The organism is Salinicola sp. JS01 (genome assembly GCF_030284585.1).
Taxonomy (GTDB): Bacteria; Pseudomonadota; Gammaproteobacteria; order Pseudomonadales; family Halomonadaceae; genus Salinicola.
This window is the reverse complement of record NZ_CP127244.1, coordinates 3,510,202-3,527,409: the sequence shown is the minus strand read 5'-3', so window position 1 is coordinate 3,527,409 and position 17,208 is coordinate 3,510,202. Positions and strand designations below refer to the sequence as shown.

Here is a 17,208-nt window from a genome sequence, read left to right as displayed (position 1 = left end):
GTACACGCCCGGGCCCGTTGTCGATGTCTCGAAAAGACGCGAAGAAGCAATCTAAAAGTTAGTCTGCGAAGTATTGCATCGACTACGACGTTTGTCTAGTGCTGGCCAGCGGCCTGGGGCAGACGAAAAAAAGCCACCGCACGGGTGGCCAAGGAGAGAGTGGGAGCTCCCTGAGAAGATCGGACCGCCGGCGCTGCTGGCCGGCGGCTGGAAAAAATGGTGGCCTAGAAGCGGTAGCCGAGGCCCGCCATCACCACCCAAGGGTCGATATGCAGGGTGGTGTCGTAGGACTGCCCGCCGACCTTGGCGGTGGCGTCGGAGTCGATATCCAGATACCAGGCGGCGGCGTTGAGCGACCAGTGGTCGTCGATCAAAAGATCGACCCCCAACTGCCCGGCGGCACCCCAGGAGTCGTCCAGGTCGAGACTGGCACCGGGCACGTCGATCTTTTCGTCGGAAAAGTGGGTGTAGTTGAGCCCCGCGCCGACATAGGGCTGGACCCAGGCGTCGGTGCCGCCGAGCGGGTAGTACTGCAGCGTCAGCGTCGGCGGCAGGTGCTTGATCGAGGCGCCTTCACTGCCGTTCAGGTTGATATCGTGCTTGAACGGTGCCGCCGCCAGCAGTTCCACCCCGAAGTTGTCATGGAAGCGGTAGCCCAGGGTAAATGCGAAGTCGCTCTTGTCCTGGACGTCGACATCGATGTCCAGGGCATCGAAGCGGCCGTTGTCGTCCTTGGGAGAGACCTTGGCCACACCGAAGTGGGTGAACCAGTCGCCGGCGCCATAGGCGAGGGCAGCGCTGCTCGGTAGTGCGGTAGCCACGGCGACGGCAGCGAGACAGAGATGACGAGTCATTGCGTTCATTAGCGTTCCCTTGTGCGATCCACAAGCGCAGGGTACGCGGCAAAGACCTTATAGTTAATGTGGTTATTTGTCGCAAAAGCAAACTTAGGCTGCGTACCGCCCCCTGGTTCTGACGAAACGCCGTCTCATCACAAACGCCGTCTCATCCCAGATGGCGGGCGAGCCACTGCCCCGGCGGGCGAGCATCGTGCAGTTGCAGGCGCAGCCCGAGCCATGCCGCCAGGCGTTCGAGCTCGCCCGACAGCGCGCCCAGGGCCTCGGCGTCCAGCGTGGCCCCCGGCTCCGGATGCAGCGCCAGCACCGCGAGCTGCCCCTCGCTGCGGCGCGCGCGCAGATCGAGCCGGGCGATCAGGCGCTCGCGATAGAGAAAGGGCATGACGTAGTAGCCGTAACGGCGCTGCGCCGGCGGCACGTAGAACTCCAAGCGGTAGTGGAAATCGAACAGCCGCTCGGTGCGCTCGCGTGCCCAGATCAGCGAGTCGAACGGCGATAGCAGCGCCGCGGCCTCGACCCGGCGCGGCACCCGCGGCGTACCGCAGACGAAGGCGGTCTGACGCCAGCCCTTTACCGCTACTGGGGTCAGGGTGGTCTCCTCCACCAGGGTCGCCAGCGCCGCGCGACTATCCGCGGGCGCCAAGCGGTAGTAGTCGCGCAGGTCGCGCTCGGTGGCGACCCCGAGCGCCTGGGCCGCGTGGCGCAAAAGCTCGCGATGTGCCTCCAGCGGGGTCGGTTCGGGGCGTGCCAGCACGGCGGCGGGGATCACCCGCTCGGGCAGATCGTAGAGGCGTTCGAAGCCGCGACGGCTGGCCACGGTCACCTCGCCGGCGGCGAACAGCCACTCCAGTGCCTGCTTCTCGGCGCTCCAGTCCCACCAGGGGCCGGCCGGCCCCTCGCGGGTGCTGAGCTCGCCGGCGCCGAGCGGGCCCTGGGCGGCGACCCGCGCCAGGACGTGATCGATCAGCGGGCGCTGTTCGCGGCCGAAGCGCGCCAGATGCTTATAGATGCCCTGGCCGCGGCGTGCCCGGTGCATGCGCCAGCGCATCGCCGGATAGCTGGCGAGCGGCAGCAGCGAGGCTTCGTGGCCCCAGTACTCGAACAGGCTGCGCTGACGATTGCGGCCCCAGGCGAGTTCGTCGAGCAGCGCCGTGGGGTAGGCGCCGAGACGCGCAAAGAGCGGCAGGTAGTGCGAGCGGGCGAGGGCGTTGACCGAGTCGATCTGGAGCACGCCGAGGCGTGTCAGCAGCCGGCGCAGATGGCCGCGGTCGATCGCCGTGGTGGGCGCCGCGCCGAAGCCCTGGGCGCGCAGCGTCAGGCGGCGGGCCTGGGCCAGCGTCAGGGTGTCTTGGGCGGGAGGTAGCGCGGCGGGCATGGCAGCTCAGGACGACAGCGTGTAGCCATCAGTCTCGTCGAGCCGGCCAGGAAAGGCCAGCGGCGTGCGCCGCCGGCCCGTCGCGGTGGTCTCAGTGGTCGCCTTCCAGGGCGTCCATCAGGGTATCCACGTTGTGGCGGAACATGCCCAGGTAGGTGCTGCCTTCACCGTCTGGGGTCAGGGCGTCGGCGTAGAGGGTGCCGCCGATGGCGATCCCGGTCTCCTGATGCAGCTGCTGCACCAGCGCCGGGTTGCTCATGTTCTCCAGGAACAGCGCCTTGGCGTGGTTCTGCTCGATCTGCTGGATCAGCTGAGCCATGTCGCTGGCGCTGGGTTCGGCCAGGGTGTTGAGTCCCACCGGCGCGAGCAGCTTGAGGCCATAGGCGTGGGCGAAGTAGCCGAAGGCGTCATGGCTGGTGATGATCAGCCGGTCGGCCTCGGGGATCTTGGCCAGACGCTCGCGGGTTTCGGTGTCGAGCACTTTCATCTTTTCGATATAGCGCTCGGCGTTCTGGCGGTAGTCGTCGGCGTGGCTGGGGTCGACCTTGATCAGACCGTCGCGGATATTGCGCGCGTACTGTTCGCCGTTGCGCAGATCCTGCCAGGCGTGGGGGTCGAGATTGCCGTGGTGATGATGCCCGGCCTCGGCATGCTCGTGATCGGCGTCGCCGTGGTCGTGATCAGCGTCGCCGTGATCGTGGTCGGCGTCGCCGTGATCGTGATCGGCATCGCCATGGTCGGCATCGCCGTGGTCATGGTCGTGATCGGCGTCATCCGCGACTTCTTCGTCGTGGTGGCCGTCGAACGTCAGCGGCTGTATACCGCGGCTCGCCACCACCACGTCGCCCTGATAGCCACTGGCCTCGATCAGGCGATTGATCCAGCCCTCGAACTGCAGGCCGTTGACCACCACCAGATCGGCGCCGGCCAGCGACTGGGCATCGGAGGGCTTGGGCGAGAAGGTATGCGCATCGCCATTGGGGCCGACCAGCGAGGTCACCGCAACGTGATCACCGCCGATGGTCGAGACCATGTCGTCGAGGATGCTGAAGCTGGTGACCACCTTGAGCGGCTCGTCGGCATGGGCCGGGCCTAGCAGGGCCAGGCCCAGGGCGCCGGCGATCAGCCCCTGACGCAGAGTGGCTGAGAGCGAGAGACGGGACATCGCGAATTCCTCCTTCGGTTGCGCGGCAAAGACCGCAGTGACGTGACGACAAGCGCGGCGTGACGCCGAATGGATCTGATGGCTGCCGGACGCGACGGCTCAGCCGTGCGCATCCGGCGGCAGAATCGGTTGTACCCGTCGGCGCCAGCGTGCGAACACGCTGTGGTAGCGGCCGAACAGCGCGGAGAGTAGATAGATCGCCCCCGCCAGCAGAATGATGCAGGGCCCCGAGGGCAGGCCGGCGTGATACGACAGCAGCAGCCCACCGACGCTCGAGAGCATGCCGATCGCGATCGCCAGCCCCATCAACCCTTCGAGACGCTTCGACCAGAAGCGTGCCGCAGTGGCCGGCAGCATCATCAGCCCCACCGCCATCAGCGTGCCCAGAGTCTGAAAGCCGGCGGTGAGGTTGAGCACCATCAGCCCCAGGAAGAGCCCGTGCACCGCGCCGCCGCGAATCCCCTGGCCGCGCAGGAACAGCGGGTCGAGACACTCCACCACCAGGATGCGAAAGATCGCCGCGAGCACCACCAGGGTGGCGCTGGAGACGCCCACGATCAGCCACAGCGCGGTGGTGTCCACAGCCAGGATCGAGCCGAACAGCACATGGGTGAGGTCGACACTCGAGCCGCGCAACGAGATCAGCATTACCCCGGCGGCCAGCGAGATCAGATAGAAACTGGCGATCGCCGAATCCTCGCGGTGCCCGGTCAGGCGCGAGACGCTACCGGCGAGCCCGGCCACCAGCAGCCCGGCGGCGAGCCCGCCTAGACTCATCGCGGGTAGCGAGAAGCCGGCGAGGAGAAAGCCTACCGCCACCCCAGGCAGCACCGCGTGGGCCATGGCGTCGCCGACCAGGCTCATGCCGCGCAGGGTGAGAAACACGCCCAGCGGCGGCGCCACCAGCGATAGCGCCAGCCCGGCCACCAGCGCGCGGCGCATGAAGCCGAAGTCGAGTAGTGGCGAGATCAACCAATCGATCATGACGTCGGCCCCTGAGCGGCCGCCGCCACGGGCTGGCCGTTGGGCGCCCAGGCCATGGTCTGTGGCGTGTACCAGTGGCCGTGACCGCGGTCGAGATGGAGCACCCGGTCGGCCAGGCGGCGTAGCTGGTCGTGGTCGTGCAGCACGATGATCACCGACACCCCCTCGGCGGCCATGTCGCGCAGGGTCTCGATCAGCAGCTCGACGGTCGCCGCGTCGACGTTGGCGAAGGGTTCATCGAGCAGCAGCAATTGGGCTTCCTGCATCAGCGTACGCCCGAGCAGGGCGCGCTGACGCTGGCCACCGGAAAGCTCGCCCAGCGGGCGGTGCTCCAATGCCTGCAGCCCCAGGCGCTGCATCACCGCCTGGCCGCGGCGATACTCTGCCGGGCCGTAGCGGCGGAAGCTGCCGTGGGTGGGCCAGCAGCCGCTCATCACCAGCTCTTCGACGCTCATGGGGAAGGAGAGATCCAGCGCCAGCTGCTGCGGCAGCCAGGCGCGGCGGGCGTGGGGCACCTGGCACCGCACGCGTCCGCGCAGCGGCCGCAGCACGCCCATGATGCCCTGCACCAGGGTGCTCTTGCCGGCGCCGTTGGGGCCGACCAGAGCGGTGATGCTACCGGCGTCAAATTCGCCGCTGAGGTCTTCCAACACCAGGCGATTACCCTGGGCCAGCGACAGCGATTCGAGGGTCAGAATGGCGGCCATGCTCAGCCCAGCATCCCGACGGACCACGCCGCCGCCAGCCACAGCACGGCCAGCGGTAGCAGGGTGAGCAGCATGCGGCGTCCGGCGCCGAGCGACATCAGCGAAAAATGACAGGGCCCATCCGGGCGGTGGCGGTGACGATGCGACATGAAACGACCTCTTGGATAGGTCGTGAAGGTTATAACGTAACAAAACGCGAGGGAAGGGGGCGCTATCATCTTCTTCTTGTCGGTGCTCCTGTCAGGCTGAGACAGTCGCGTCAGTGTCATGCTATGTCGGTCTCATGGACGGCGTTGATTCGACGCCTAGCCAAGTTGGCTGCAGGCACGTCGGTATCTCGACGGTGACTGCGGATCGTGTTGGCCGCACGGCACAGCGGCCCGGATCGTTCTTGGCGTAACCCGAGGAATGCACGTTGACGGCTATCTCGGCGGTCAATTGTCTGGCACTGGGCAGCGGACTATCGAGCGCCGATTGGCGCATCAAAGACCCAGCGCTTTCGCCGATAGCCCACCCAAAGGAGGTGACATGGCAGCCAGTGCGACATCGACCCCTGACTACCATCGCTACGCGGGGAAAGCGCTACCCGGCGATACCGGCGATGCCTGCCATTTGCTAGCGTGGCACAGCCTGGATGTCGCCGCCGTTGGTTGGCAGCTGCTGGCGCCGGAGCGCCCACTAACGCAGCAACTGTCTGCGCGCCTCGGTATCGAGCCGGAGCCCTTACGGCAGTTGCTGGTTTTCCTGCTCGGCCTGCACGATCTGGGTAAGTTCTCGCGTGCCTTTCAGGAGATATTGAAGCTCGATCTCGCCGGTATGGCGCCGCCGCTCGGCAAAGCATATAGCGAGCGACATGACAGGCTGGGCGTGTTGCTCTGGGACAAGTGCTGGAGGCAGTGGCGCAAGGAGGGCACGCTTTCGTGGCCGGCCGATGATGCGAGCTCTGCCAGAAATCTGTCCAAACCCATGAATAGCCTGATGGCACCCTTCTTTGGCCATCACGGGCGCCCGGTCGCTACGGGCCACCTGCAGCTCGACACCTTCTATGGCAACGACGGTGCGCTGGACGACGTTTCGGCGGCGGGGGCTTTCGTCGCCGACTGGGCTGCCATTATCGAACCGCACTGGCCACTCGAGCGGCTGCTCGATGAAAACTGGCTGGCCGCCTTCAAGACGCTAAGCTGGACCATCGCCGGCTGGGCGACGCTGAGCGACTGGCTGGGCTCGCACCGTGACTATTTTCCCTACTGGCAGTCCGCCGTGCCGCTCTCTGACTACTGGCCGCGGGCGCGTCAGCAGGCCGGGGCAGTACTCAAGGCCACCGGCTTCCTGCGGCCTCCTCGGCCCATTCCCTATGAAGGCTTGGCGCAGTGGTTCGGTACTGACGTCACACCGACCCCGCTGCAGCAGGCAGCGGAAGCCCTGTCATTGGCGTCGAGCCCTCAGCTTTTCATTCTCGAGGACGTCACCGGGGCGGGCAAGACCGAAGCCGCCTGTATTCTGACGCAGCGCCTGCTGGCGGCGGGGCATGCTGAAGGGCTCTACTTCGCGCTACCCACCATGGCGACGTCGAACGCGATGTATGCCCGCCTCGGCAACTTCCATCACCGGTTCTTCAGCGCCGAATCAAAGCCCTCGTTCGTGCTTGCTCATGGCGCCCGCGAGTTGAACGAAGACTTCGAGCGTGCCGTCATGGCGGCTCAGCCGGATGACGACGACTACACCGCGACGGATGCCAGCGCCTCCACGCAGTGCAACCGCTGGCTGGCCGACTCCAACAAGAAAGCGCTGCTCGCCGATGTCGGTGTCGGCACCATCGACCAGGCCTTGGCAGGGCTACTGCCACGGCGCCATCAATGTCTGCGCTTGCTCGGGCTGGCACGCAAAGTGCTGGTGGTCGACGAAGTCCACGCGTTCGATCACTACATGCAGACACTGCTGCATCAGCTGCTGGCGCATCATGCCCGCCAGGGCGGCAGCGCGATTCTCTTGACGGCCACTCTACCGTTCAAGATGCGTCAGGCACTGATCAACGCCTGGCGCGACGGGCTGGGAGAGGGCGCTGCGCCATTGGCCTCGACCGACTATCCGCTGCTGACCCACTGTAGCCGCGAGCCGCTGCGGGAGACCGCGCTGGCGACGCGCCCCGAGGTCATCCGGCGCGTCGAGATCGGCTGGTTGACCCAGGAAGACGAAGCAATCGCCCTGGTGATGGCGGCCGTCGACGCGGGCGAGTGCATTGTCTGGATTCGCAACACCGTCGACGACGCCATCCGCGCCTGGCGTCAGATTCGTGACCTTCACCCCGACCCGGCGCGCTGCCTGCTGTTCCATGCGCGCTTTGCGATGCTGGATCGCCGGCGGATCGAGTCGGAGGTGATCGAGCGTTTCGGTAAGGCATCGACAGCCGCAAACCGCCAAGGCCAGGTGCTGGTCACCACGCAAGTGTTTCAGGAAAGCCTGGACTGCGATGCCGACCAAATGGTCAGCGACATCGCCCCGATCGATCTGCTCATCCAGCGGGCGGGTCGTCTACAGCGCCATCAGCGCGGTGAGCGCGCGTCGCCGGTTCTGCAGGTGCTGGCGCCAAGCTGGGACGATGACCCGAAGGCCGATTGGTTGAGCCAGGCGCACCGCGGTACCCAGGTGGTCTACAAGGATACCTCGCTGATCTGGTTGACCCAGCGAGTGCTCCGCGAGCGTGGTGCCATCGAGATGCCCGGCGGCGCGCGTGAACTGATCGAGAGCGTCTACGCCTATTCCTTTGACGACATTCCCGAGGCATTGGACGGGGCGCGTGTCGAGCGTAGCGGCATGGACAAGATGGCAGGCTCGATGGCGACACACAACGCCCTCGATCTGGAGGCGGGCTATCGCCTCGACCCTAATTTTGACCAGTGGCAGGAGGATCGCGACATCGGCACGCGTCTCGCCGACGAGCCGAGTATCGAGATCGTTCTGCTCAAGCGTGAAGGTGACGCGCTGGTGCTCTGGGCTGACGGGGAGCGACACGCCGACAGGCTGAGCCGGTGTCAACTGAGACAGAGCCAGGCCCGCAAGCTCATGCCCCTTTCCGAGCGCGACACCGAGCGATGGGAGGCACTGCTGCAGCGTCACAAGGGCTTGCGCTTCGCTCAGCCCTGGCTGCCGGAGGAAGACACTGAGTGCTGCTACGACAAAGCGTGGGGAGTGAGCTTCGAGCGCTAGGAGAAAATCCCCGCTGGCGCGGGGAACGGAGAACCGTTAATACCAGCTATTTAAAACATTCTACGATAGGAGGAAGTAAGGGAGGCTCCTCATGGAGCCGAGCAATCACGGCCGGCCAACGCTCGCTCTCATCCCGCTCCGCTTCTGAGGTTGTCGCGGTTTAACTGTGTGAGATTTATCTCACAAGAGCGTAGGAAAACCGCCATTGCAAATCTTGAGTGCATTGTGAAAGCTAATGTAACGCTCGCTGCAAACCTTCGTCGCCTGGAACGCCCATGAATCTGTTGACCGATCCCTGGCTGCCTTTTCGTCATGTCGACGGCAGACTCCGCTATCGCTCGCCCTCGGCGCTCGCCGATCCTGATGTTCTCGACCTCGCGCTACCGCGCGCCGACTTTCAGGGCGCCGCCTGGCAGTTTCTGATCGCCTTGTTGCAGACGGCGATGACGCCGAAAGACACCGACGCCTGGCTGGATCGCTACCAGCAGCCGCCGAGTATCGCGGAAGTGGACGTAGCGCTGGCGCCTTTCATGGCCGCCTTCGAGCTCGACGGCGACGGACCGCGCTTCATGCAGGATCTCGACCCGCTCGAAGACGTCAAGGAAGCACCCGTCAGCGGCTTGCTGATCGACTCCCCCGGCGCCAACGGCATCAAGAACAACACCGACTTCTTCGTCAAGCGGGGACGGGTCGAATCCGTCTGCCAGCGCTGCGCGGCGCTGGCGCTCTATACCATGCAGATCAATGCGCCCGCCGGGGGCGCCGGCATTCGGGTCGGCCTGCGCGGCGGCGGCCCGCTGACCACCTTGATTCTTCCGGAAGACGAGACTCAGCCGCTGTGGGCGCGCCTCTGGCCCAACGTCATGCCAGCCGACGCTGTGGGTCAGCCCGGACAGCGCTGGCGAGCCCCTAGCGCGGACGATGGCGATCTCTTCTTCTGGATGGCCGACACCCGTGTCAGCGACAAGAAAGGTACGGAGGTGCTGCCCGATGACGTGCATCCGCTGCATGCCTTCTGGTCGATGCCGCGTCGCTACCGGCTGCTCTTCGATGACGAGCCCGGCTGCTGCGATCTCTGCGGCGACGAGACGGCGCATCCGGTACGCCGCCTGCGCTCGAAGAAACAAGGCGCCAACTACGATGGGCCCTGGCGGCATCCGCTGACGCCTTATCGCCTGCTCAATCCCAAGAAACCTGACGAGCTGCCGCTTTCCAGCAAGGGCCAGCCCGGCGGACTCGGTTATCGCCACTGGCCGGGGCTGGTGCTCGAAGACGAGGCGGTCAGCGGGGCTTTACCTGCCCGCGTAGTGACGCACCACCTGCAAAAATACGAGTTGGTCGAGATAGCCCGAGACGACGGCGAGGCGTTCGACGCACTGTTTCGCCATGCCCGGCTGTGGGTCTTCGGCTACGACATGGACAACATGAAGCCACGCGGCTGGTACAGCGTTGAGATGCCGCTGGTGGGTGTACCGACAGCGCATCAGGAGACGCTGCGTGAGTGGGTCAAACGCTTCGTCGATCTCGCCGGCGATGTTGCCTGGCAGGTGCGCAATCAGCTCAAGCGTGCCTGGTTCAAGCGCCCCGAGGATGCCAAGGGCGATATGAGCCAGATCGATGCCCAGCTCTTCGAGGCGACCCAGCTCGCCTTTTTCGATGCCCTACGTCAGATGGGTGAGGCGCTGCGCGATGCAAAGGCCACGCCGACGCTCTCACCCGATATCTCCAGGCAGTGGTATCTCACGCTCAAGCGCCGGGCTCTGAGGCTCTTCGATGCCCAGGCGATCAGTGGGCCGTTGGAGGGCATGAAGATGCAGCAGCTAGAGCGCATCACCGGCGCCAGGCATTACTTGCAGGAGTATCTGAACGGCAGCGGCAAGAAACGCGGCAATACCGTTCAAACGTTTGCGCAGAGCAGCGGGTTCGAGCTGCAAACGCCGCAGTCGGAAGGCAATCAGCAGGAGAGCACGGCATGAGTGAGGTCGAGCAGGGAATAGCGCAGCAAGCATCGGATGACGATAAGAAGGTGTCTGTAGAAGACTATTTTTATGCACTCGAGCATCAGGAGGCGCTCGTGCTGCGCCGCTGGTGGCAGCGTCTGACGCTAGATCCGCCGGCGCTCAGAAGGATCACGGAGGCACCGGCTTATCCCCGTGGTGTGCGCGCCGCACTGCGCCGCTGCGACACCGTCGAATCCGTCATGCTGACCGAAGCGTTTCGTCATCTCTGGCAGGCGCTCGAATCAAAGGTCTGGCATGAGGCGCCTCCCAAGACTGCTCGCGCTCAGCGCATCGAAACCTGGGCTGCCATTGCCGCCGTCGCCTGCGAGTTGCGCAACGAGACCTTCGATGCCCCCTTGGGTAAACGGCTGGGCGAAAAGCGAGCCAACACCGCCGACACTCCATGTGTCAGCGATCTGCGTTTTCAACAGCTGCTCGACTGCCATACGCCAGAGGAGCTGATTCGTCGCTTTCGCCGCGCACTGAAGCTCGCCGGCAATGAGCGCATCAGTGTGGTTCGCTTGGCCGATATGGTCGCCCTCTGGCATCGCGAGCGGCAGGGCCAGTACCGCCCTGAGGCGACCCAGCGCTTCGCCTTTGTCATGAGCGATGCCTACTTCACAGCGCGAGCCTCGAAACAGAGAGCGGCCGATTGAGCGGCCACCGCCACGCTTCATTGTTACTTACGCCCTCGCATCTGATCGGATCATTCCAGGGAACTTGTCATGAGCCATTTTATTCAGCTTCATCTTCTCACCGCCTACCCGCCCTCCAACCTCAACCGCGACGACTTGGGCCGCCCGAAGACGGCGTTCATGGGCGGCGCGCGTCGGCTGCGCGTCTCCTCGCAGAGTCTCAAGCGCAACTGGCGCACTTCCGATCTGTTCGAGTCGGCGGTCGATGGTCACAAGGGCACGCGTACCAAGCGTCTGGGCAAGCAGATGTATGACCGTATGAAAAAAGCGGGTGCCAACGATAAAACTGCTGAAAATTGTGTCAAGCAGATCGTTGCCCTATTCGGAAAGGCAAGCGGAAAAGGAGAAAATCATGAGTATGAGACCGAGCAGCTAGTTCATATTGGGCCCGAGGAATTAACGGCCTTAGAAAAATTGGTAGACGTGCTGGGCAGTGAGAATCGTCTACCGAACGAAAAAGAGATTATAGAGGTCCTTGCAAGACGCCCGTCTGCTGTCGATATTGCTCTGTTTGGACGCATGCTGACTGGCGATAAAAACAAAATTTCCAAATATAGCGTCGAAGCTGCCTGTCAGGTGGCGCATGCCATTACGGTACATGCCGCCGAGGTCGAGGATGACTATTTCACCGCTGTCGACGATCTCAATACCGGTGATGAAGATCGCGGCGCGGCGCACATCGGCGAGGCGGGATTCGCCGCCGGGCTCTTCTATCTCTACCTCTGCATCGATCGGGATTTGCTGATCGAGAATCTTCAAGGCAACTCGGCGCTGGCCGACCGCGCCATCGCGGCGCTGGTGGAGTCCGCTGTCAAGATCTCGCCCAAGGGCAAGCAGAACAGCTTCGGCTCCCGCGCCCACGCCAGCTATCTACTGGCAGAAAAAGGCGATCAGCAGCCGCGCTCGCTGTCGGCCGCCTTTTTGCAGCCGGTCAACGGCGAAGGGCAGGCGGTCAAGGCGATCGAGAAGCTGGAACGACAGGCGCAGGCGTTCGATGACGCTTACGGCCCGGGGGCCGACCGCCGCTTCGTGCTCTCCGCGACGCCGGAATATGAGAAGCCCGCGCTGGAAGGAGATGTCACCCAAGGCAATCTGCAAGCGCTTCAGGCCTTTCTCCAGGGCGACGACTGAGCGGAGGCGATATGCCAAACCATCTTGTCTTTCGCCTCTATGCGCCGATGGCGAGCTGGGGGGAGGCCGCTGTCGGTGAAACCCGCCCCACGGCCACTCACCCCGGGCGCGGCGCCATTCTCGGGCTGATCGGGGCGGCGCTGGGTATCCGCCGTGACGATGATGCCGGCCAACTCAGCTTACGGCAAAGCGTGAGTATCGCGATCAAACAGCGCTCTCCGGGTTTGCTGCTACGCGACTACCACACCGTTCAGGTGCCGGCGTCGCAGGCGAAAGTGACCCATCAGACCCGGCGGGAAGAGCTGGCGGTGCCCAAGAACGTACTCAATACGATCCTCTCCTCGCGGGACTATCGCTGCGACGGTTTCTGGGTCGTCGCACTGCGGGTAACGCCAGACGCCGACTGGTCGCTGGAGACGATCAAGCGCGCTTTGGAAAGACCCCGTTTCATGCTCTATCTCGGGCGCAAGGCCTGCCCATTGGCGGCGCCGCTGGTTCCACACATCGTTGAGGCCGCGCACTGGCGTGACGCCCTGGATCACGACGTCGCAAGCGAGCTGGACGGCGATAAGCCACGGCTGCCCCTGGTCGGCAACGACGCTCAGGATCAGCGCCTGCTGCGATTGCCCGAACAGGTGGTCTACGCCTGGGAGGGCGAGGCCAGCGCGCTGGATGGCGATACCGCTGCGGTCGAGTCTAGTGAGATCTGGGACGAGCCCTTGAGTCGCCGCCGCTGGCAGTTCATGGCACGTTTGGAACATCGGCGTACCGAGTCCGTCGAGGGGGAGGGCTAATGTATCTTTCGAGTGTCAGAGTCGATCTCAACGCCCTCACCCGAGAGCAACTATTCGACGTGCTGGAAGGCGGGGCCTATACCGCGCATCAACTGCTCTGGCAGTTATTCGCCGATACGCCCGGCGAAGAGCGCCCGTTTCTCTTCCGTCAGGAGATGGAGGAGAGTGCCAACGGGCAGAGTGCCGGGCTACCCCGGTTCTACGTCTTGTCTTCACGCCCTCCGGGATCCGTCGAGGGGCTGGACGTCCAGTGCAAACCCTTTGCGCCACAGCTGGAAAAAGGCGACAGGCTGGCCTTCCGGTTACGGGCCAATCCGACGATCGATAAAGCGACGGAGAAAGGCAGGCGTTCGCATCGTGCGGACGTGCTGATGGACGCGAGAAAGCCTTTTTCTCCCGGTGAACGAACGAGTCAGGCCTGCGTCGAGGCCATGGATTCGGCCGCACGCCAATGGCTCAGCCGCCGTGTCGACACCTTGGGGTTCACGCTGCCGGTGACACCGGAAGTTGGCGCCTATCGCCAGCATGTTTTGAGCAAGAAAGGCGGCGCTAACCCCATCCGCTACTCCAGCGTGGATTACGAAGGGCTGCTGGACGTCAATGATCCTGCCCGGTTGAGCGAGACGCTGGCGCACGGTATCGGCCGCGCCAAGGCCTTCGGCTGCGGGCTATTGCTGCTGCGTCGAGTGACGGGCGAGGTATGAGCTTCATCCCTCTCAAGCCCATTCCAATCAAGGATCGCGTGTCGATGATCTTCGTCGGCATGGGGCAGATCGATGTGCGTGACGGGGCCTTCGTGGTGATCGACGAGGTCAACGGCGAGCGCATGCATATTCCGGTGGGGTCGGTGGCTTGCTTGCTGCTCGAGCCCGGTACACGGGTGTCTCACGCCGCGATCAAACTGGCGGCGACTGTCGGTACCTTGTTGATCTGGGTAGGGGATGCTGGGGTACGGCTCTACAGCGCCGGCCAGCCTGGCGGCGCGCGCTCGGACAAACTCCTCTATCAGGCGCAGCTGGCGCTGGACGACAGCCTGCGGCTCAAGGTAGTCCGCAAGATGTTCGAACTTCGGTTTGGCGAAGAGCCGCCATCGCGCCGCAGCGTCGATCAATTGCGCGGGCTCGAGGGGGCTCGGGTGCGTAAGACCTATCAGGCGCTGGCGAAACAGTACGGCGTCAAATGGCAGGGGCGACGTTACGATCCCAAACAGTGGGAGGCGTCCGACGTCACCAATCAGTGCCTCTCCGCCGCGACCGCTTGCCTCTATGGCATAACGGAAGCGGCGGTTCTCGCCGCGGGCTATGCGCCGGCCATCGGCTTTCTGCACACGGGTAAACCGCTGAGTTTCGTTTACGATATCGCCGATATCGTCAAATTCGAAACCGTCGTGCCGGCGGCCTTTCGCGTCGCCGCCAGGAACCCGCCCATGCCTGAGCGCGAGGTTCGCATCGCTTGTCGTGATGCCTTCAAGCAGACCCGGCTGCTACAGCGGATCATCCCCATGATCGAAGACGTACTGGCTGCTGGCGAGATAGCACCGCCACCCCCACCCGAGGACTCGGTACCGCCTGCCATACCGGAGCCCAGTTCCGTCGGCGACGCCGGGCACAGGAGCCAGTGATATGGCCATGCTCGTCGTCGTCACGGAAGCCGTGCCGCCGCGTTTACGGGGCCGGCTTGCCGTTTGGCTGCTGGAAATTCGCGCTGGTGTCTATGTGGGGGACGTCAGCAAACGCATTCGAGAGATGATCTGGGAGCAGATCGAGGCCCTAGCCGAAGAGGGCGGCAACGTTGCCATGGCTTGGGCCAGTAGTCACGAATCGGGCTTCGAATTTCAGACGTTCGGCGATAATCGACGTGTTCCAGTCGATCACGATGGACTCCGCCTGGTACGATTTTTGTCGCCAACCGATAAGTAGCTGTTTCTAAAGCTCTTTAACAAAAAGTTGCAGCTCAAGTAATGATCAGAATCGCTGGTGGAATTTCCACTGGCGATTTTGTTCTTTCAAAACAAACGTCTACGATTAGACCGTTCCCCGCAGGCGCGGGGATCAACCGTCGCCGCTCAACTACGTGAGTATTGAGGGATACCGTTCCCCGCAGGCGCGGGGATCAACCGATGACGTTCTCAGCCGATTGACTCGACATGAACCGTTCCCCGCAGGCGCGGGGATCAACCGTCTGCAATGGACTGCAGCGAGCTGTTCGAATCCCGTTCCCCGCAGGCGCGGGGATCAACCGGCTGCCGCCTGCTGTACAGCGCTATGAATCGACCGTTCCCCGCAGGCGCGGGGATCAACCGCGAAATTCTCCAGACCTCATTGAGCTGATGCGCCGTTCCCCGCAGGCGCGGGGATCAACCGCTGGAACGCTCGGCTACGACGTCACGTGGACGCCCGTTCCCCGCAGGCGCGGGGATCAACCGAGTATCGGGAAAAACTGATACGTTCAGGTGTGCCGTTCCCCGCAGGCGCGGGGATCAACCGAGCTAGCCGACGTGTCGCCGTCCGCCGGTAAACCGTTCCCCGCAGGCGCGGGGATCAACCGTGAGGCGGATCGGAGTGAAAGCGGGGATCGTCCCGTTCCCCGCAGGCGCGGGGATCAACCGTCCACCGCCGTCGTCAGCGTGAAGACGCCGACCCGTTCCCCGCAGGCGCGGGGATCAACCGCTGACGCCGAGGTCGCGAATTTGATCGATGACCCGTTCCCCGCAGGCGCGGGGATCAACCGGGATTGTCGCCGCGATAACGACCCATGGCGACCCGTTCCCCGCAGGCGCGGGGATCAACCGTAATGGTTTCAAGATCGCCGTAGCCAACAGCGCCGTTCCCCGCAGGCGCGGGGATCAACCGGCTATCCGTCTACCTGAAACGGAGCTGTCCTACCGTTCCCCGCAGGCGCGGGGATCAACCGCAGCGCCGGCCTTTTGACGTAGGCATCGCCTCCCGTTCCCCGCAGGCGCGGGGATCAACCGCCTTCGAGAAAGCTGCCTCGAAGCCCCTTCAACCGTTCCCCGCAGGCGCGGGGATCAACCGCCGCTTGAAGAGAGCACGGGCGCCATCGAAGCCCGTTCCCCGCAGGCGCGGGGATCAACCGTCTCTGTCAGATTTTTTCTAAAGGGTACGAGGCCGTTCCCCGCAGGCGCGGGGATCAACCGTTCGAGAAAGGGCGGTCGCGTGGACGAATCCGCCGTTCCCCGCAGGCGCGGGGATCAACCGTGCTTTCCGAGCAGCTCGTAGCCTTTGAGGGCCCGTTCCCCGCAGGCGCGGGGATCAACCGCACGTAAGTGGCGACGATGAAGAGGGTTTGAAACCGTTCCCCGCAGGCGCGGGGATCAACCGCTGGCGATGATTGCCTTGTCGTTCATGGGGTCCCGTTCCCCGCAGGCGCGGGGATCAACCGATGGTCTGCTCCCGCTCGTCCTCCAGCAGGTGCCGTTCCCCGCAGGCGCGGGGATCAACCGCGCCGCTTGGCGCCGCTGTTCCAGTTCCTCAGCCGTTCCCCGCAGGCGCGGGGATCAACCGTTTTTATAAACAGCCCCGTACTACTCGTCACCCCGTTCCCCGCAGGCGCGGGGATCAACCGCGCTCGCTCATAGAGGCGTGAGGCTACTTCGGCCGTTCCCCGCAGGCGCGGGGATCAACCGGAATTTGCCGACGTACCCCTGTCTATAATTATCCGTTCCCCGCAGGCGCGGGGATCAACCGCATGCCTGGTGGGGCGGCGTTGCCCTGGCCGTCCGTTCCCCGCAGGCGCGGGGATCAACCGCGCTCGAGCGCCGCGGCATCGTCACCGCCCTGCCGTTCCCCGCAGGCGCGGGGATCAACCGAGGTCCATGTTGTCGCGCGGCGGCAGCGGGCGCCGTTCCCCGCAGGCGCGGGGATCAACCGCCCTGGAAGAGTCGGCCAAGACTTACAATGAGCCGTTCCCCGCAGGCGCGGGGATCAACCGCCCCGCCGAGCCGGTTGCGTAGACGATCACCACCGTTCCCCGCAGGCGCGGGGATCAACCGGAAGAGCGCTACCCGCATCTGCTCGAGCCCGACCGTTCCCCGCAGGCGCGGGGATCAACCGGCGATAGGTGGGTAGCCAGATGTGTTGCCAGACCGTTCCCCGCAGGCGCGGGGATCAACCGTGTTTTTTCCTTGTGATATTGTTTGCCGCCTCCCGTTCCCCGCAGGCGCGGGGATCAACCGTTTCCGCACAGGAAACGCAGAACATGATGAACCCGTTCCCCGCAGGCGCGGGGATCAACCGAGCTATTAGGCATGGGGCCTCAAGCGGATTACCCGTT

Annotated in this window: 14 protein-coding genes and 1 CRISPR repeat array (1 of these 15 only partly in view); of the genes, 8 read left to right on the top strand and 6 right to left on the bottom strand. The window is 64.3% G+C overall.

Annotated features, from left to right (window positions below):
* Positions 1 to 224: 224 nt before the first annotated feature.
* The 6 genes from QO259_RS16015 to QO259_RS15990 form a co-directional block, all read right to left on the bottom strand.
* Positions 225 to 854: an OmpW/AlkL family protein gene (locus tag QO259_RS16015; RefSeq protein ID WP_285952787.1), complete on the bottom strand. Its 630-nt coding sequence runs from the start codon at positions 852 to 854 to the stop codon at positions 225 to 227.
* 151 nt (positions 855 to 1,005) lie between these two features.
* Entirely contained in the window at positions 1,006 to 2,232 is a 1,227-nt protein-coding gene (locus tag QO259_RS16010) for a winged helix-turn-helix domain-containing protein (RefSeq protein ID WP_285950702.1), read from the bottom strand.
* 91 nt (positions 2,233 to 2,323) lie between these two features.
* Positions 2,324 to 3,397, bottom strand: a complete 1,074-nt coding sequence (locus tag QO259_RS16005) for a metal ABC transporter substrate-binding protein (RefSeq protein ID WP_285950701.1) — start codon at positions 3,395 to 3,397, stop codon at positions 2,324 to 2,326.
* A 99-nt stretch (positions 3,398 to 3,496) separates the two neighbouring features.
* Positions 3,497 to 4,381 carry a metal ABC transporter permease gene (locus QO259_RS16000; RefSeq protein ID WP_035475051.1) on the bottom strand — a complete coding sequence of 295 codons (885 nt, stop codon included), beginning with the start codon at positions 4,379 to 4,381 and terminating at the stop codon, positions 3,497 to 3,499.
* Entirely contained in the window at positions 4,378 to 5,088 is a 711-nt protein-coding gene (locus tag QO259_RS15995) for a metal ABC transporter ATP-binding protein (RefSeq protein ID WP_285950700.1), read from the bottom strand. Before QO259_RS15995 ends, QO259_RS16000 begins: the two co-directional genes overlap by 4 nt.
* A gap of 2 nt (positions 5,089 to 5,090) precedes the next feature.
* Entirely contained in the window at positions 5,091 to 5,237 is a 147-nt protein-coding gene (locus QO259_RS15990) for a hypothetical protein (RefSeq protein ID WP_207033974.1), read from the bottom strand.
* A 379-nt stretch (positions 5,238 to 5,616) separates the two neighbouring features.
* On the opposite strand from QO259_RS15990, the gene cas3 reads away from it, so the two are divergent.
* The 8 genes from cas3 to cas2e all read left to right on the top strand — a co-directional run bounded on the left by cas3 (position 5,617) and on the right by cas2e (position 14,834).
* Positions 5,617 to 8,295 carry a CRISPR-associated helicase Cas3' gene (gene cas3 / locus QO259_RS15985; protein WP_285950699.1) on the top strand — a complete coding sequence of 893 codons (2,679 nt, stop codon included), beginning with the start codon at positions 5,617 to 5,619 and terminating at the stop codon, positions 8,293 to 8,295.
* Between the two features lie 275 nt (positions 8,296 to 8,570).
* Positions 8,571 to 10,271: a type I-E CRISPR-associated protein Cse1/CasA gene (gene casA, locus QO259_RS15980; RefSeq protein ID WP_285950698.1), complete on the top strand. Its 1,701-nt coding sequence runs from the start codon at positions 8,571 to 8,573 to the stop codon at positions 10,269 to 10,271.
* On the top strand, positions 10,268 to 10,951 hold the full coding sequence (casB, locus tag QO259_RS15975) for a type I-E CRISPR-associated protein Cse2/CasB (RefSeq protein ID WP_285950697.1): 684 nt from the start codon (positions 10,268 to 10,270) through the stop codon (positions 10,949 to 10,951). Before casA ends, casB begins: the two co-directional genes overlap by 4 nt.
* A 69-nt stretch (positions 10,952 to 11,020) precedes the next feature.
* On the top strand, positions 11,021 to 12,121 hold the full coding sequence (gene cas7e / locus QO259_RS15970) for a type I-E CRISPR-associated protein Cas7/Cse4/CasC (RefSeq protein WP_285950696.1): 1,101 nt from the start codon (positions 11,021 to 11,023) through the stop codon (positions 12,119 to 12,121).
* A gap of 11 nt (positions 12,122 to 12,132) precedes the next feature.
* Positions 12,133 to 12,915 (top strand): type I-E CRISPR-associated protein Cas5/CasD, encoded by a 783-nt coding sequence (gene cas5e, locus QO259_RS15965; RefSeq protein ID WP_285950695.1) that lies wholly within the window; start codon positions 12,133 to 12,135, stop codon positions 12,913 to 12,915.
* Positions 12,915 to 13,619 (top strand): type I-E CRISPR-associated protein Cas6/Cse3/CasE, encoded by a 705-nt coding sequence (gene cas6e / locus QO259_RS15960; RefSeq protein ID WP_285950694.1) that lies wholly within the window; start codon positions 12,915 to 12,917, stop codon positions 13,617 to 13,619. The genes cas5e and cas6e overlap by 1 nt, the downstream gene beginning before the upstream one ends.
* Positions 13,616 to 14,536, top strand: coding sequence for a type I-E CRISPR-associated endonuclease Cas1e (gene cas1e / locus QO259_RS15955; protein ID WP_035475045.1), 921 nt, complete (start codon positions 13,616 to 13,618; stop codon positions 14,534 to 14,536). Before cas6e ends, cas1e begins: the two co-directional genes overlap by 4 nt.
* 1 nt (position 14,537) lies before the next feature.
* A complete protein-coding gene (gene cas2e / locus QO259_RS15950; RefSeq protein ID WP_285950693.1) occupies positions 14,538 to 14,834 on the top strand; it encodes a type I-E CRISPR-associated endoribonuclease Cas2e in 297 nt (98 codons plus the stop codon).
* A gap of 110 nt (positions 14,835 to 14,944) precedes the next feature.
* Positions 14,945 to 17,208: direct repeats of the CRISPR family, unit length 29 nt; unit sequence CCGTTCCCCGCAGGCGCGGGGATCAACCG; it runs 3,868 nt beyond the window's last position.

Excerpts from the sequence above, each read along its gene's own strand:
- QO259_RS15990 (WP_207033974.1), bottom strand. The coding sequence starts at position 5,237 with ATGTCGCATCGTCACCGCCACCGCCCGGATGGGCCCTGTCATTTTTCG.
- QO259_RS16015 (WP_285952787.1), bottom strand. The coding sequence starts at position 854 with ATGACTCGTCATCTCTGTCTCGCTGCCGTCGCCGTGGCTACCGCACTA.
- casA (WP_285950698.1), top strand. The coding sequence starts at position 8,571 with ATGAATCTGTTGACCGATCCCTGGCTGCCTTTTCGTCATGTCGACGGC.
- cas5e (WP_285950695.1), top strand. The coding sequence starts at position 12,133 with ATGCCAAACCATCTTGTCTTTCGCCTCTATGCGCCGATGGCGAGCTGG.
- cas6e (WP_285950694.1), top strand. The coding sequence starts at position 12,915 with ATGTATCTTTCGAGTGTCAGAGTCGATCTCAACGCCCTCACCCGAGAG.
- QO259_RS16010 (WP_285950702.1), bottom strand. The coding sequence starts at position 2,232 with ATGCCCGCCGCGCTACCTCCCGCCCAAGACACCCTGACGCTGGCCCAG.
- QO259_RS16005 (WP_285950701.1), bottom strand. The coding sequence starts at position 3,397 with ATGTCCCGTCTCTCGCTCTCAGCCACTCTGCGTCAGGGGCTGATCGCC.
- cas7e (WP_285950696.1), top strand. The coding sequence starts at position 11,021 with ATGAGCCATTTTATTCAGCTTCATCTTCTCACCGCCTACCCGCCCTCC.
- cas2e (WP_285950693.1), top strand. The coding sequence starts at position 14,538 with ATGGCCATGCTCGTCGTCGTCACGGAAGCCGTGCCGCCGCGTTTACGG.
- casB (WP_285950697.1), top strand. The coding sequence starts at position 10,268 with ATGAGTGAGGTCGAGCAGGGAATAGCGCAGCAAGCATCGGATGACGAT.
- cas3 (WP_285950699.1), top strand. The coding sequence starts at position 5,617 with ATGGCAGCCAGTGCGACATCGACCCCTGACTACCATCGCTACGCGGGG.
- QO259_RS16000 (WP_035475051.1), bottom strand. The coding sequence starts at position 4,381 with ATGATCGATTGGTTGATCTCGCCACTACTCGACTTCGGCTTCATGCGC.
- QO259_RS15995 (WP_285950700.1), bottom strand. The coding sequence starts at position 5,088 with ATGGCCGCCATTCTGACCCTCGAATCGCTGTCGCTGGCCCAGGGTAAT.
- cas1e (WP_035475045.1), top strand. The coding sequence starts at position 13,616 with ATGAGCTTCATCCCTCTCAAGCCCATTCCAATCAAGGATCGCGTGTCG.